This window comes from Sphaerisporangium sp. B11E5 (genome assembly GCF_039871875.1).
Classification (GTDB): Bacteria; Actinomycetota; Actinomycetes; order Streptosporangiales; family Streptosporangiaceae; genus Sphaerisporangium.
In genome coordinates this window covers 72634-86665 of the sequence record NZ_JBDPMD010000025.1, presented here as the reverse complement: position 1 = coordinate 86665, position 14032 = coordinate 72634, and the positions used below count along the sequence as shown (strand labels likewise).

14 protein-coding genes are annotated in these 14032 nt (G+C 71.3%); 12 read left to right on the top strand and 2 right to left on the bottom strand.

Going from position 1 to position 14032, the window contains the following annotated elements; translation table 11 throughout:
* Positions 1-31 precede the first annotated feature (31 nt).
* From ABGB17_RS22335 to ABGB17_RS22300, 8 genes are all read left to right on the top strand, one after another.
* On the top strand, positions 32-1063 hold the full coding sequence (locus ABGB17_RS22335) for an energy-coupling factor ABC transporter permease (protein ID WP_347632556.1): 1032 nt from the start codon (positions 32-34) through the stop codon (positions 1061-1063).
* Positions 1063-1827, top strand: a complete 765-nt coding sequence (gene cbiQ / locus ABGB17_RS22330; protein WP_347632554.1) for a cobalt ECF transporter T component CbiQ — start codon at positions 1063-1065, stop codon at positions 1825-1827. Before ABGB17_RS22335 ends, cbiQ begins: the two co-directional genes overlap by 1 nt.
* The gene (locus ABGB17_RS22325) at positions 1824-2582 is read left to right on the top strand and encodes an ABC transporter ATP-binding protein (RefSeq protein ID WP_347632552.1); all 759 of its coding nucleotides are present in this window, start codon (positions 1824-1826) and stop codon (positions 2580-2582) included. The genes cbiQ and ABGB17_RS22325 overlap by 4 nt, the downstream gene beginning before the upstream one ends.
* Positions 2583-2696: 114 nt before the next feature.
* Positions 2697-3038, top strand: a complete 342-nt coding sequence (locus tag ABGB17_RS22320; protein WP_347632550.1) for an STAS domain-containing protein — start codon at positions 2697-2699, stop codon at positions 3036-3038.
* Between the two features lie 48 nt (positions 3039-3086).
* A complete protein-coding gene (locus ABGB17_RS22315) occupies positions 3087-3860 on the top strand; it encodes an SDR family oxidoreductase (protein WP_347632548.1) in 774 nt (257 codons plus the stop codon).
* 33 nt (positions 3861-3893) lie between these two features.
* Complete coding sequence (locus tag ABGB17_RS22310; protein ID WP_347632546.1) at positions 3894-4658, top strand: crotonase/enoyl-CoA hydratase family protein; 765 nt, start codon at positions 3894-3896, stop codon at positions 4656-4658.
* 178 nt (positions 4659-4836) lie between these two features.
* Entirely contained in the window at positions 4837-5478 is a 642-nt protein-coding gene (locus tag ABGB17_RS22305) for a rhomboid family intramembrane serine protease (protein WP_347632544.1), read from the top strand.
* A gap of 113 nt (positions 5479-5591) precedes the next feature.
* Complete coding sequence (locus ABGB17_RS22300) at positions 5592-6008, top strand: BlaI/MecI/CopY family transcriptional regulator (RefSeq protein WP_347632542.1); 417 nt, start codon at positions 5592-5594, stop codon at positions 6006-6008.
* Positions 6009-6050: 42 nt separating this feature from the next.
* Here ABGB17_RS22300 and serC read toward each other — a convergent pair whose 3' ends face one another.
* On the bottom strand, positions 6051-7196 hold the full coding sequence (gene serC, locus ABGB17_RS22295; protein WP_347632540.1) for a phosphoserine transaminase: 1146 nt from the start codon (positions 7194-7196) through the stop codon (positions 6051-6053).
* Positions 7197-7377: 181 nt separating this feature from the next.
* Positions 7378-8484, bottom strand: a complete 1107-nt coding sequence (locus ABGB17_RS22290; RefSeq protein WP_347632538.1) for a citrate synthase 2 — start codon at positions 8482-8484, stop codon at positions 7378-7380.
* 168 nt (positions 8485-8652) lie between these two features.
* Here ABGB17_RS22290 and pdxH point away from each other — a divergent pair, with 168 nt between their 5' ends.
* The 4 genes from pdxH (at position 8653) to ABGB17_RS22270 (ending at position 13993) form a co-directional block, all read left to right on the top strand.
* Positions 8653-9306 carry a pyridoxamine 5'-phosphate oxidase gene (gene pdxH / locus ABGB17_RS22285; protein WP_347632536.1) on the top strand — a complete coding sequence of 218 codons (654 nt, stop codon included), beginning with the start codon at positions 8653-8655 and terminating at the stop codon, positions 9304-9306.
* A gap of 105 nt (positions 9307-9411) precedes the next feature.
* Positions 9412-10665, top strand: coding sequence for an MFS transporter (locus tag ABGB17_RS22280; RefSeq protein ID WP_347632534.1), 1254 nt, complete (start codon positions 9412-9414; stop codon positions 10663-10665).
* Positions 10666-10903: 238 nt separating this feature from the next.
* Positions 10904-11608, top strand: coding sequence for a metal-dependent transcriptional regulator (locus ABGB17_RS22275; protein WP_347632532.1), 705 nt, complete (start codon positions 10904-10906; stop codon positions 11606-11608).
* A 159-nt stretch (positions 11609-11767) separates the two neighbouring features.
* A complete protein-coding gene (locus ABGB17_RS22270) occupies positions 11768-13993 on the top strand; it encodes a SpoIIE family protein phosphatase (RefSeq protein WP_347632530.1) in 2226 nt (741 codons plus the stop codon).
* Positions 13994-14032: the final 39 nt, after the last annotated feature.

Genomic DNA, 14032 nt, shown 5'->3' with positions numbered 1-14032 from the left:
TGACCAGTGAATCGGTCACCGGAGGATTCTCGTGCACGTACCTGATGGTTTCTTCGACGCGGCGGTCTCCCTCGCCGCGGGTGGTGTGGCGGCGGCGGGGGTCGCCGTCTGCCTGCGGAATGCCAGGCGCGAGCTGGACGACCGCACGGCCCCGATGGCGGGTCTGGTCGCCGCTTTCGTCTTCGCCGTGCAGATGCTGAACTTCCCGGTCGCCGCGGGCACCAGCGGGCACCTTCTCGGCGGCACACTGGCCGCGGTCCTCGTGGGGCCGTACACGGCCGTCCTGTGCGTGGCCGTGGTGCTGCTGGTCCAGGGGTTCTTCTTCGCGGACGGCGGGCTGACGGCGCTCGGCGTCAACATCACCTTGATGGCCATCGTCACGGCCGCGGTCGGCTGGGCGGTGTTCCGGCTGGTCCTGCGCGTCGTCCCCCGCAGGTCCGCCGTCCCGATGGCCGCGTTCGCCGGCGCCGTGGTCTCCGTGCCGGCCGCCGCCCTCGCCTTCACCCTGCTCTTCTGGATCGGCGGCACCGCCCCCATCGACGTCGGCGCCGTGGCCGCGGCCATGGGGGGCGTGCACGTCCTCATCGGCATCGGAGAGGGCCTCATCACCGCCCTCACGGTGAGCAGCGTCCTCGCCGTCCGCCCCGACCTCGTCCACGGCGCACGCGGCCTCACCGCCCCGCTGGTCCTGCGCACCGCGGGCGGCGAGACCGCGGTCGCCGCCACCGAGGAACCGGCCCGGAAGAAGGCCGGCCTGCGTCCCCTCCTCGCCGGCGGCGCCCTGGTCGCCCTGGTCCTCGCGGGCTTCGTCTCCTTCTACGCATCGAGCAGCCCCGACGGCCTGGAGAAGGTCGCCGGCGACAAGGGCCTCAACGCCCAGGAACGCGACCACCCCCTCGGCGGCTCCCCCTTCGCCGACTACGGCGTCAAGGGCGTCGGGAACGAGCGGCTGGCGGTCGGCCTGGCGGGCGTGGCGGGTGTCGCCATCACGGTCGCGGCGGGCGGAGCGATCTTCACGGCGGTGCGGCGGCGCAGCCGGGACGGTGAGCAGGCGAAGGCCTGATGGGCGGGGGGCACCACCACCGGTTGTTCCGGCACGGCGACACGGCCGTCCACCGGCTGCCGCCCCAGTGCAAGCTGGTGGCCGTCGCCGCGTTCGCCGTGGTGGTGGTCGCCACCCCCCGTGAGGCATTCTGGGCGTTCGCCGTCCACGCCGCCCTGCTCGCCGCGGTGGCGGCGGCGGCCCGCGTGCCGGCGGGGTTCGTGCTGCGCCGCATGGCCGTCGAGGTGCCGTTCGTGCTGTTCGCGGTGGCGCTGCCGGTCATCGGCCTCGGGGAGCGGGTGCAGGTGCTCGGCCTGTCCCTGAGCGTGGCGGGCTTGTGGGCCGCGTGGAACATCCTCGCCAAGGCGACCCTCGGCGTGGTGGCCAGCATCCTGCTCGCCGCCACCACCGAGCCCCGCATGCTGCTGCTCGGCGCCCAGCGCCTGCGCCTGCCTTCCCTGCTGGTGCAGATCGCGATGTTCATGCTCCGCTACATGGACGTGATCCTCGACGAGGCCCGCCGCATGCGGGTGGCCAGGGAGTCGCGCGGTTTCGCCGCCCGCGACCTGCGCCAGGCCCCGGTGCTGGCCCGCTCGGCGGGCGCGTTGTTCATCCGCTCCTACGAACGCGGCGAGCGCGTCCACCTGGCCATGCTGAGCCGCGGCTACACCGGCGAGATGCCGGTGATCCACGACCTGCGGGCCACGGCCCGCGACTGGCGCACCGCCGCCGTCCTCCCGGCCGCCGCCCTGGCCGCGGCCGCACTCTCCTGGAGCCTCCTGTGACCCCCGACCCGGCCCCGCCGTCCCTGCGCGTCAGCGAGCTGGCGTACGCCTACCCCGACGGCACGCAGGCGCTGTTCGGCGTGGACCTCAGCATCGCGCGGGGGGAGCGGGTCGCGCTGCTCGGCCCGAACGGCGCCGGCAAGACGACGCTGGTCATGCACCTCAACGGCATCCTCACCGCCGGCCACGGCACGGTGGAGGTGGCGGGCCTGCCGGTGCGGCGGGACACCCTGGCGGAGATCAGGCGGCGGGTGGGCCTGGTGTTCCAGGATCCCGACGACCAGTTGTTCATGCCCACGGTGCGCGAGGACGTCGCGTTCGGCCCGGCCAACCTCGGGCTGCGCGGCGAGGAGCTGGACCGCAGGGTCCGCGCGGCGCTGGACCGCGTCGGGCTGCCGGACGTGATCGACCGCCCGCCGCACCACCTGTCGTTCGGGCAGCGCCGCAGGGTGGCGGTGGCCACGGTGCTGGCGATGGAACCGGAGATCCTCGTGCTGGACGAGCCGTCGTCCAACCTGGACCCGGCCGCACGGCGCGAGCTGGCCGAGATCCTGCGTTCCCTGGACGTCACCGTGCTGATGGTGACGCACGACCTGCCGTACGCGCTGGAGCTGTGCGACCGCTCCCTGGTGCTGTCCGGCGGGGTGATCGCGGCGGACGGCCCGACCCGTGACATCCTGTCCGATGCCGATCTGCTGGCCGCGCACCGCCTGGAGTTGCCGTTCGGCTTCTCGGTGCCCGCCGGCCGTTCTTGACCGTCCACGTCAAACGCCGCGCCGTCGCGCTGTGGTGAGAACCCACGGTCTTGTGGTTGGGTGACCTCTGGCACGGTGTAGGCGAAGTAAAGTGGGCCCGCGAGGAGGTTCCACATGAAGCTGCGGCTCGCGCGGCGTGCGTTCGGGGACGCCGTCGTCGTCGCTGTCGAGGGCGAGCTTGATCTGTTCACCGCGCCGTTCCTGCGCGACGAGGTGCGCGACGCCATCAAGCAGGACAGCAGCAGGCTGGTTCTCGATCTGGGCGAGCTGTCGTTCATGGATTCGAGCGGCCTGTCGGTGCTGATCGAGGCGTGGCGGCTGGCGACGGGTGAGGGCGGCGGCGTCTCGCTGGCCGCGCCACAGGCGCCGGTGGCACGCATCCTGCGCACGACGGGTCTCGACCGCCGCATCAAGGTCTACCCGGACGTGGACGCCGCCATCTCCGCGGAGATTTGAGGCACTCCCAGTAGAACTTCGTTCGGTTGGCACGTTAGGGTCCAGGTTATGGACCTGAACGGAGCAGCAGCAATCATCTCAGGCGCCGCCAGCGGCCTCGGCGAGGCCACGGCGCGCGAGCTGGCGGGCATCGGCGCGACCGTCGTGATCGCCGATCTGAACACCGAGCGCGGCAAGGCTCTGGCCGACGAACTCGGGGGCGTCTTCGTGCACACGGACGTCTCCGACGAGGCCTCGGTGCAGGCGGCCGTGGAGGCCGCCGTGGCGACCGGCAGGCCGCTTCGCGCCGTGGTCAACAGCGCCGGCATCGGGTGGGCGTCCCGCACGGTGGGCCGCGACGGCTCGCCGCACGACCTCGCCAGCTACCGCAAGGTGATCGACGTCAACCTGATCGGCACCTTCAACCTCATGCGCATCGGCGCCGCCGCCATGGCGAAGACCGAGCCCGCCGACGCGGACGGCGCACGCGGCGTCGTCGTCAACACCGCCTCGGTGGCCGGCATCGAGGGGCAGACCGGCCAGGTCGCCTACTCCGCCTCCAAAGGCGGCATCATCGGCATGACCCTGCCCGCGGCCCGCGACCTCGCGGCCATCGGCGTCCGGGTGCTCACCATCTGCCCCGGCATCATCGACACCCCGATCTACGGTTCGGGGCCGCAGGCCGAGGAGTTCAAGGCCAAGCTCTCGGCGCCGGTGCCGTTCCCGAAGCGCATGGGCCGCGCGTCGGAGTTCGGCCACCTGGTGCGGGCGCTGATCGAGAACGACTACATGAACGGCGAGGTCATCCGCTTCGACGGCGGCATCCGCTTCCAGCCCAAGTGAGCCGGCGCGAACGGACCGAACGGAGGTACACGGGTGTCTGACGAGGTACTCGTCGATGTGGAGGGCGGCATCGCCGTCATCACGATCAACCGTCCCCGGGTGCGCAACGCCATCAACGGCGCGGTGGCCCGCGGCGTGGTCGCGGCGCTGGACGAGCTGGAGGAGCGCAAGGACGTCTCGGCGTACGTCCTGACCGGCGCGGGCGGCACGTTCTCCGCCGGCATGGACCTGAAGGCGTTCCTCACCGGCGACTTCCCGCACGTGGAGGGCCGGGGGTTCGGCGGCATCACCGAGAACCCGCCGAAGAAGCCGGTGGTCGCGGCGGTCGAGGGCTACGCCCTGGCGGGCGGCTTCGAGCTGGTGTTGTCCTGCGACATCGTGGTGGCGTCCGAGGAGGCCAAGTTCGGGCTGCCCGAGCCCAAGCGCGGCCTGGTCGCCGCGGCGGGCGGCGTGCTGCGGCTGCCGCGCCGCATCCCGTACCACGTGGCCATGGAGATCGCCCTGACCGGCGACCACTACTCCGCGGCGCGGCTGTACGAGCTCGGGCTGGTGAACAGGGTCACCCCCGCCGGCGAGGCGCTGGCGGCGGCCAAGGAGATCGCGGGGCGGATCGCGGCCAACGCGCCGCTGTCGCTGCTGGCGACCAAGCGGCTGGTCGTGGAGTCGGCGGACTGGTCGCAGGACGAGATGTTCGCCAAGCAGGCCGGCGTCGTCAACCCGGTGTTCGGCTCCAAGGACGCCATGGAGGGCGCGGCGGCGTTCGCCGAGAAGCGCCCGCCGAAGTGGACGGGCGAGTGACGGGGGGCTGAGCCTCTCACCAGGCGCGTGCGGCCGGCGGGCCCGCACGCGCCTTTTCGTCTTTCCGGCCGGGCACAGGTTAAACACCGATCGCGTACGGTAAAGGCAGGGCAAAGCACGTTCCAGGCGGGCCTGCGGAGTGACGTGCGGCCCGGCGCGAAGGGAAACCACGATAACCATGGGCGACTACGCCACGCGGCTGGCGCCGGCCGGCCGATCCTCCGGCGACGCGGTCAAGCGGCGTGTCGTCGGCCTGCTCACAGGGGCGCTCGGCGCGGCGGTCGTCGTCATGATGCTCGTGGCCACCGAGTGGGCACTGGAGATCGCCGACTACGTGTTGTCACTGCGGCTCGACCAGTACGGCATCATCGCCCACGACGTGAACGGCCTGCCGGGCATTCTCGCGGCGCCTTTCCTGCACGCGGGATTCGCCCATCTCATCGCCAACACCGTTCCGCTGGCGATCCTCGGGTTCCTCGCCGCGCTGCGCGGCATCGGCCGGTTCCTGGCGGCGAGCCTGATCGTCATCCTGGTCAGCGGGCTCGGGGTGTGGTTCTTCAGCACGCCGGGGGCGTTGACGGTGGGGGCCAGCGGCCTCGTCTTCGGCTATTTCGGATATGTCGTGACCCGGGGGTTGTTCGACAGGCACCTGCTGGACATCGTGCTCGGACTGGTCGTGGCCGCGGTGTACTACTCGCTGATCGAGGGGGTGCTGCCCGGTCAGGCGGGAATCTCCTGGCAGGGGCACCTTTTCGGGCTCATCGGCGGGGTGCTGGCCGCCTGGACGCTACGCCGCCGGAGGCGGCAGGCGGCGACCTGAAATTCCCCCGATATGGGATATTCGACAGCAGAAGTGATGAATCCTCGGTTACTATCTCAAACCCAGGCGATACGCAACTTAACTAGTCGTGACGGGGACGCCTGAGGGACAATATGAGAGTGCATAATCTGGGATCATTAGAGCGCGCCATCATGGAGGTGCTCTGGGATTCCACGCGTCCGATGCTCGTGCGTGAGCTCCAGGGGGTGCTCAACGCCGACGCCGACAAGCTACTGGCCTACACCACCGTCCAGACCGTGGCCGAGCGCTTGGTCAAGAAGGGGCTGCTCAGCCGTACGGCCGAGCGCAAGGCGTTCCGCTACTCCGCCCGCCTCTCCCGCGACGAGCACGTCACCGCCGTGATGCTGGAGGCCCTGGCCGAGACCACGGACCGCGCCCCGGTGTTGTCGTGCTTCGCGCAGAGCGTCGACCTGGACGACGCCCTGCGCCTGCTGGAGGAGCTGGCCCGCCGCACCGCGGGCCACAAGCACGTCGGGGGCCCCGGCTGGGTGCCCCCGCCCGCGCCCTAGCCGCCCCGTACGCCCTCGCGGGGCCGGGGCCGGCGTCCGTCCCTAGAGCCGCTCCACCACGTGGTCGACGCAGGCCGTCAGCGCCCCGACGTCGGCCGGGTCCACCGCCGGGAACATGGCGACGCGCAACTGGTTGCGGCCGAGCTTGCGGTACGGCTCGGTGTCCACGATGCCGTTGGCCCGCAGGACCTTCGCCACCTCGGCGGCGTCCACCTCGTCGGAGAAGTCGATGGTGCCCACCACGTTGGACCGCTGCGCCGGGTCGGCCACGAACGGCGTGGTGTAGGACGTCTTCTCGGCCCAGGTGTACAGCCGGGACGCCGAGTCCGCCGTGCGGGAGGTGGTCCAGGCCAGGCCGCCGTTGCCGTTCATCCAGTCGAGCTGGTCGGCCAGCAGAAGCAGCGTCGCCACCGCCGGGGTGTTGTAGGTCTGGTCCTTGGCGGAGTTGTCGATCGCCGTCGGCAGGCTGAAGAACTCCGGCACGAACCGCCCGGTCGCCGCGATCTCGGACACCCGCTCCAGGGCGCGCGGCGAGAACAGGCCGAGCCACAGGCCGCCGTCGGAGGCGAAGCTCTTCTGCGGCGCGAAGTAGTAGACGTCGAACTCCGACGCGCGCACCGGCAGGCCGCCCGCGCCGGAGGTGGCGTCCACCAGCACCAGCGCGTCGTCGCCGCCGACCCGCTCGATCGGCATGGCCACGCCGGTGGAGGTCTCGTTGTGCGTCAGCGCGTAGACGTCGACGCCCTCCTCGGCCCGCGGCAGCGGGTGGGTGCCCGGCTCGGACTTGATCACGCTGGGGTCGGCCAGCCACGGGGCCTTGGCGGCGACGGCCGCGAACTTCGAGGAGAACTCACCGAAGCTGAGGTGCTGGGAGCGCTCCTTGATCAGCCCGAAGGCGGCGATGTCCCAGAACGCGGTGGTGCCGCCGTTGCCGAGCACCACCTCGTACCCCTCGGGCAGCGAGAACAGCTCGGTGAGCCCTTCGCGGACCCGGCGCACCAGGGCCCGCACCGGCTTCTGCCGGTGGGAGGTGCCCATCACGCTCGCACCGGTCTCGGCCAGCGCGGCGAGCTGCTCGGGGCGTACCTTCGAAGGCCCGGAACCGAAACGGCCGTCCGCGGGCTTGATTTCAGCGGGAATCACGATGTCAGCCACCCATCCAGCGTAGTGAGGCCCGCCGGTGCTCATGCCTCCGGTCCGGATCCTGAGATGCGCGTCCGGGGTAAAGAAATCGCCGGGTAGGGGCCCTGGAACGCCGGAAGGCCCGCAACCTGGGCTGCGGGCCGTTTGTCGGGGGGCGTGCGCGCAGGCTCGCCTGCGGGGCGGGAGGAGGGGCCGGCCGGTATGCGAGGCACCGGCCGAGGGGACCTCAGAAGGCGCCGACGACCTCGTCGGCGCCGGGCACGTCACTGATCGAGCGCTGCGGAGGGCCGACGTAGCGGGCGCTGGGGCGGACCAGCCTGCCCGTGCGCTTCTGCTCCAGGATGTGCGCGGCCCAGCCCGCGGTGCGGGCGCAGGTGAACATCGAGGTGAACATGTGCGGGGGCACCTCGGCGAAGTCCAGCATGATCGCGGCCCAGAACTCCACGTTGGTGGCGAGCACCCGGTCGGGCTTGCGGGCGTGCAGCTCGGCCAGTGCGGCGTTCTCCAGGGCGACGGCGACCTCGTACCGGGGAGCGCCGAGCTCCTGGGCGGTGCGGCGCAGCACGCGGGCCCGCGGGTCCTCGGCCCGGTACACCCGGTGGCCGAAGCCCATCAGCCGCTCGCCGTTGTCCAGCGCCTGCTTGACGTAGGTCTCGGCGCTGCCGATGCGCTCGACCTCCTCGATCATGTGCAGGACGCGGGCGGGGGCGCCCCCGTGCAGCGGGCCGGACATGGCGCCGACCGCGCCCGACAGCGCCGCGGCGACGTCCGCGCCGGTGGAGGCGATGACCCTGGCGGTGAACGTGGAGGCGTTCATGCCGTGCTCGGCGGCGGAGGTCCAGTAAGCGTCGATGGCCTTGACGTGCTTGGGATCGGGCTCACCGCGCCAGCGGATCATGAACCGCTCGACGATCGTGCGGGCCTCGTCCACACGGGCCTGCGGCACCATGGGCAGGCCGAGGCCGCGGGCGGACTGGGCGACGAACGAGAGCGCGGTCACCGAGGCACGCGCGAGGTCCTCGCGGGCCTGTGCCTCGTCGATGTCGAGAAGCGGCCGGAAGCCGTAGGCCGGGGCCAGCATGGCCAGGGCGCTCTGGACGTCGACGCGGATGTCACCGGAGTGGACGGGGATGGGGTACGGCTCGGCCGGGGGAAGGCCCGGCTGGAACTTGTTGTCGACCAGCAGGCCCCAGACGTGCCCGTAGGACACCCGGCCGACCAGCTCTTCGATGTCGACGCCCCGGTAGCGAAGGGCGCCCCCTTCTTTGTCCGGTTCCGCGATCTCGGTCTCGAACGCTACTACGCCTTCCAGCCCGGGTTTGAAGTCGGACATTCGCGGCCGCCTCCCTTTCCTGAAGTCAAAGCCTTGATGTCGAGATACCGGCGGGTCATATTCAACCCCCTTGACGTGAGTGCTCCGCCCCCGGACCCGCCGGAAGGGGATCGGCGCAGGTGGGGGGTGCTGTCGTGATCCCGGCGGGAGGCGGGAGAATACCGATCTGTGGATGCCGCATCGAGCCCGCCGTACTTCGCCGGGCTTCGCCGTACATATGAGGGCAGGCCGTTGCGTGAGGCCGACCTCGCCCCCGACCCGGTCACGCAGTTCGCGTCCTGGTTCGCCGACGCCGTCGAGGCCGGCCTGCCGGAGCCGAACGCCATGATCCTCGCCACCGCCTCGGCGGGCGGGCGGCCGAGCGCCCGCACCGTCCTGCTCAAGGGGTACGACCAGGAGGGCTTCGTCTTCTACACCAACTACGAGTCCCGCAAGGGGCGCGACCTCGCGGAGAACCCGCGCGCGGGCCTGGTGTTCCCCTGGCACCCGCTCCGCCGCCAGGTGCGCGTGGAGGGGCCGGTGGTACGGCTGCCGCGCGAGGCGTCGGCCGCGTACTTCCACTCACGTCCGTACGGCTCGCGCATCGGCGCGTGGGCGTCGCGGCAGTCCGCGGTGGTGCCCTCGCGCGAGCAGCTCGACGAGCGGTACCGCCAGCTCGAGGAGCGGTGGCCGGAGGAGCCGCCGATGCCGGAGTTCTGGGGCGGCTTCCGGGTGACGCCGGCCGAGGTGGAGTTCTGGCAGGGGCAGGTGGACCGCATGCACGACCGGTTGCGCTACCGCCGTTCCGGTGACTCCTGGGTCGTGGAGCGGCTCGCCCCCTGACGGGGATCACCTCAGGCCGTGTGGGTAAGGTGCCGGAGTTATCCCAGAGTCCGACACGTTGTCCGGAGCGCATGAGGTGGGGGAATGCCGGGGGTCCAGTCACGCTTGAGACGCGTCGCCGTGGACACCCGTCCGCTGCGGATCCCCGCCTACCGGAGGCTGCTGGTCGGGCAGGGCGTCTCGTTCATCGGCTTCCAGCTCACCGCGGTGGCGGTCAGCGCGCAGGTGTACGACATCACCAAGTCATCCCTGTGGGTGGGGCTGCTCGGCCCGGCCAACCTCATCCCCCTGGTGGTGTTCGGGCTGTGGGGCGGCGCGATCGCCGACGCGGTGGACCGGCGCCGGCTGCTGATCACCGGCTCGCTGGTCGCCTGGACGGCCACCCTGGCGCTGCTGCTGCACGCCTGGGCCGGCGTGGACAACGTGCTGTTCATCATCATCGTGATCGCCGTGCAGTCCACCGGCTTCGCGGTCACCTCCCCGACCCGCGGGGCGATCATCCCCCGGCTGGTGCCGCCCGAACGTGTCGCGGCGGCCAACACGCTCAACTTCCTGGTCAGCAGCGCCGGCTCGGTGGCGGGGCCGCTGCTGGCGGGCGTCGTGCTCGCCAAGTCGGGGTACGCCACCGCCTACCTGGTCGACGCCGTGCTGTTCGGCGCCGGCCTCTACGCCGCCCTGCGGCTGCCGCGCCTGCCTCCCATCGGCGACGTGGTGCGCCCCGGCCTGCGCTCGGTGATCGACGGCCTGCGCTACATCGGCGGGCACCCCGTGGTCCTCATGTCGTTCGTCGTGGACATCATCGCCATGGCGTTCGCGCTGCCGAGGGCCCTGTTCCCCGAGCTGACCGCGGAACGGTTCGGCGGGTCCCCCGTGGCGTTCGGCTGGCTCTCCGCCAGCATCGCCATCGGGTCGGTCGCCGCCGGCCTGCTGTCCGGCTGGGTCGGCCGGGTGCGGCGCCAGGGCCTCGCCCTGACCTGGGTGATCGCCCTTTGGGGGCTGACCGTGGCCGCGGCGGCGTTCACCGACCAGCTCTGGCTCGCGGTCGCGCTGCTGGCCGTCGGCGGCGCCCTGGACCTGGTGTCGGCGGTCTGGCGGCAGACCATCCTGCAGACCTACGCCCCCGACGACATGCGCGGGCGCATGCAAGGCGTTTTCATGGTGGTGGTGGCGGGCGGGCCGCGCCTCGGCGACCTGCGCGCCGGGGCGACGGCGAGCGCCTTCGGACTGGTGCCCGCCTGGGCGGGCGGCGGCCTGGTCTGCGCGGTGCTCGTGGTGGTCGTCGGGCTCGCCGTCCCCGCGTTCCGGCGGTACGACGCGCAGGAGCGCCTCACGCGGCGGCTGGATGACGCGGATCAATGATCACGTTCTGGACATACGCGCGACGCCGGCGCCGAAGAGTGAGATGCTAGGCACTGGAATCACGTCCTCCCGGCGCCGCTGCCGCCCGCCTGCTCGACCGGTTCTGTCAGTCGGTCTGCGTAAGCTCTGTTCGGACGTCGAGACCATGTCTCTGGGGAGACCGTCCCTCCGCCTGCTCGCACGCGGCTTTCCACCCCGGAGCTGGACGTAGCATCGGGATATCGGGAGGGGAGGAGCCTTGACCGCACACGGCCTGATCGACACCACGGAGATGTACCTCCGCACGATCTACGAGCTGGAAGAAGAGGGCATCGTGCCTCTGCGGGCGCGCATCGCCGAGCGCCTTCAGCAGAGCGGTCCGACGGTCAGCCAGACGGTCGCTCGCATGGAGCGCGACGGACTCGTCCGGGTCGAGGGTGACCGCCACCTCACCATGACCGATCTCGGACGCACCCTCGCCACCCGGGTGATGCGCAAGCACCGCCTGGCGGAGTGCCTTCTCACCCAGGTGATCGGCCTGCCGTGGGAAGAGGTCCACGTCGAGGCCTGCCGCTGGGAGCACGTCATGTCGGAGTCGGTGGAAAGCCGCCTGGTCAGCCTGCTCGACAGTCCCGTCGTCTGCCCGCACGGCAACCCCATCCCCGGCCTCGACGAGCTCGGCGTCATCGAGCCCGACAAGGCCGAGGGCGAGACCATCGCCGCCATGCTCGATCTCGTGGGCTCCGGCGACCTGCCCGTGGTGGTGCGGCGAATTAGCGAACAAGTGCAAAGTGATCCCACCGTGATGCTTAAACTCAAGCAAGTTGGGATACAACCCGGACGCGAGGTGACGCTCGCGGCGAGCGACGACGGTGTACGGGTGACAGGTGACGATGAAGCGGACAGGACTCCCGCGAACATCCCGCGCGATGTCGCCGCGCACGTCTTCGTGTCGAGGCGCTGACGGCCCACGGCGTTCTTGGTTGATTCCCGCCATGGGTTCCCCCGGTTCCGAGGTGCACCATGAGTGCGGCCCGGCCCGTCCAGGCGTCCCGCACCGTGCCGTCGCAACCGCCGCAGGAGCACACGTGATCGTTCTCGCTTCCCCTAGAGCGGTCGCGCCATGAAGCGATGGGGCGACCTCTCGCAGGACACGGCCGACCACCTCACGGCCGGCACGGTGCTCGACCACGCCGAGATGGCGGTGGTGGTCACCGACCGGTTCAGCAACGTCCTGTACTGGAACCCGTTCGCCGAGCACCTGTTCGGCAGGGCCGAGCGGCCGGCGGGCTCCGAGCAGGCCGCGTTGTCCTTAGGGATCATGGAGAAGGACCACCCCCTCGCCGTCGAGCTCGCCAAGCACGTGCTCAAGGGCGGGGTCTGGGAGGGCACCTTCGACGTCTCCCGCGCGGACGGCACCATCATCTACGTCCGTGCCCAGGCCGTCCCCCTGCGCCACTCCTCCGGGTCGGTCACCGGCGTCGTCATCACCGCCCGTGAGGCGATGCGCAGCAACGAGCGCGAGAAGGACCGCTTCGGGCTGCTGGAGCGCATCGGCGAACGCCTCGCCGGGTCGCTGCACGTCGGCGAGACGCTGAACCGCGTCGCCGAGATGCTGGTGCCGCAGTTCGCCGACCACTGCTTCATCGAGCTCAACGAGGGCGACCGGCTGATCCGCAAGGTCTCCACCCACGTCAAGGGCTGGACACCGCCGCCGGGCACCTGGAAGCCCGTCGGCTCCGACATCCGCTACCCGCCCGGCCACTACGCCGAGATCGCGCTGCGGCGGCAGGAGACCATCCTCGTCGAGGACTTCGCGCAGAGCAGCTACCCCTCGGCCAGCGAGGCGAGCAGCAGGTTGTGCGGCGAGATCGGCATGACGTCCGCCATCGTCGCGCCGCTGTGCGCCCGGGGCGAGACGCTCGGGCTGATGTACCTCGGCCTGTCCAACCTCACCGACCGCCGGTCACCCCACTACGACGCCTTCGACCGCGACTTCGTGGGGGCCATCGCCACCCGCGTCGCCATCGCGATCGACAACGCGCTGCTGTTCGAGGAGGAGCGGCACACCGCCGAGTCCTTCCAGAAGTACCTGCTGCCCCGGGCGCTGCCCCAGCTCGACGGGCTGGAGATCGCCGTCCGGTACGAGCCCGCCGCGCCGCTCGCCTCCCACGGGCAGGGCATCCAGACCCAGGTCGGCGGCGACTGGTACGACGTCATCCCGCTGTCCGCGGGCCGGGTCGGCATCGTCATCGGCGACGTCGAGGGACGCGGCGCCAAGGCCGCCGCCGTCATGGGCCAGTTGCGGGCCGCGCTGCGGGCGTTCGCCCAGGACGACAAGCCGCCCGCCGACATCCTCGCCCGGCTGGACGAGTGGACCCGCATCGTCGCCGCCCCAGAGGACGACGAGTTCGACGTCGGCGTCCCGCCCATCGTCACCTGCCAGTACCTCGTGTACGACGCCTGGTCCCGCCAGCTCTCGTTCGCCAACGCCGGCCACGCGCCGCCGCTGCTGATCGTCGACGGCGGCGTCACCGAGCTCGACATCTCCGAGGTCGGCCAGCCGCTCGGCGTCAGCGCCAAGGGCATGCACGCCGACCTCGTGTACAAGGAGGAGACCCGGGTGCTCCCGCCCGGCGCCGCCCTCCTGCTGTACACCGACGGCCTTCTCGACCGCCGCCCCGCCCGCGAGTCCGGCGACCCGCAGGTCGGCTACGACGAGATGCTGCACGTCCTGCGCGAAGAGGTCGCCAAGGTGTCGACCGACACCGTGGAACGCATCGCCGACGCCGCCACAGAAGCCGTCCCCGGCGTGATCGACGACGACATGGCCATCCTGGTCATCCGCTCCGCCGCCAAGGAGCTCCCCTACGAGGAACGCACCTTCCCCGCCCAGCCCATCATGGTCGGCGAAGCCCGCCGCATGGCCTCAGAGGCCTTCGCCGGCTGGGGCGTCCCCGACGACCGCGCCGAGCTGGCCTGCCTCCTCGTCTCCGAGGTGGTCACCAACGTCGTCCTCCACGCCGCCAGCTCCAGCGCCCCCCGCCGCGAACTCGTCCTGATGGACGGCCCCCCGCTCCCCTTCGACGAGTCCTGGGACGTCCCCGGCCTGGACACCGACATGGTCAACGAGAAGGAGTTCACCCTCCGCCTCCGCCGCGGCGAGGAGTCCATCTGGGTGGAAGTCTTCGACCAGGACCTCCGCCTCCCCAGAATCCGCAGCGCCGGCGAGAACGACGAAGGAGGCCGCGGCCTCTATCTGGTGGACCAGCTGGCCCGCCGCTGGGGCTCCCGCCCCACCAAGGAAGGCAAGGCCGTCTGGTTCGAGATCCCCACCCGCTCCCGCTGACCCCAGCCCTTTTCCGTCCCACCAAGGCATTCGGTCCCG

Bases quoted from the DNA above. Each gene is read 5' to 3' on its own strand.
- cbiQ (WP_347632554.1), top strand. From the start codon at position 1,063: ATGGGCGGGGGGCACCACCACCGGTTGTTCCGGCACGGCGACACGGCC.
- ABGB17_RS22320 (WP_347632550.1), top strand. From the start codon at position 2,697: ATGAAGCTGCGGCTCGCGCGGCGTGCGTTCGGGGACGCCGTCGTCGTC.
- ABGB17_RS22315 (WP_347632548.1), top strand. From the start codon at position 3,087: ATGGACCTGAACGGAGCAGCAGCAATCATCTCAGGCGCCGCCAGCGGC.
- ABGB17_RS22305 (WP_347632544.1), top strand. From the start codon at position 4,837: ATGGGCGACTACGCCACGCGGCTGGCGCCGGCCGGCCGATCCTCCGGC.
- ABGB17_RS22300 (WP_347632542.1), top strand. From the start codon at position 5,592: ATGAGAGTGCATAATCTGGGATCATTAGAGCGCGCCATCATGGAGGTG.
- serC (WP_347632540.1), bottom strand. From the start codon at position 7,196: ATGAGCACCGGCGGGCCTCACTACGCTGGATGGGTGGCTGACATCGTG.
- ABGB17_RS22290 (WP_347632538.1), bottom strand. From the start codon at position 8,484: ATGTCCGACTTCAAACCCGGGCTGGAAGGCGTAGTAGCGTTCGAGACC.
- ABGB17_RS22270 (WP_347632530.1), top strand. From the start codon at position 11,768: ATGAAGCGATGGGGCGACCTCTCGCAGGACACGGCCGACCACCTCACG.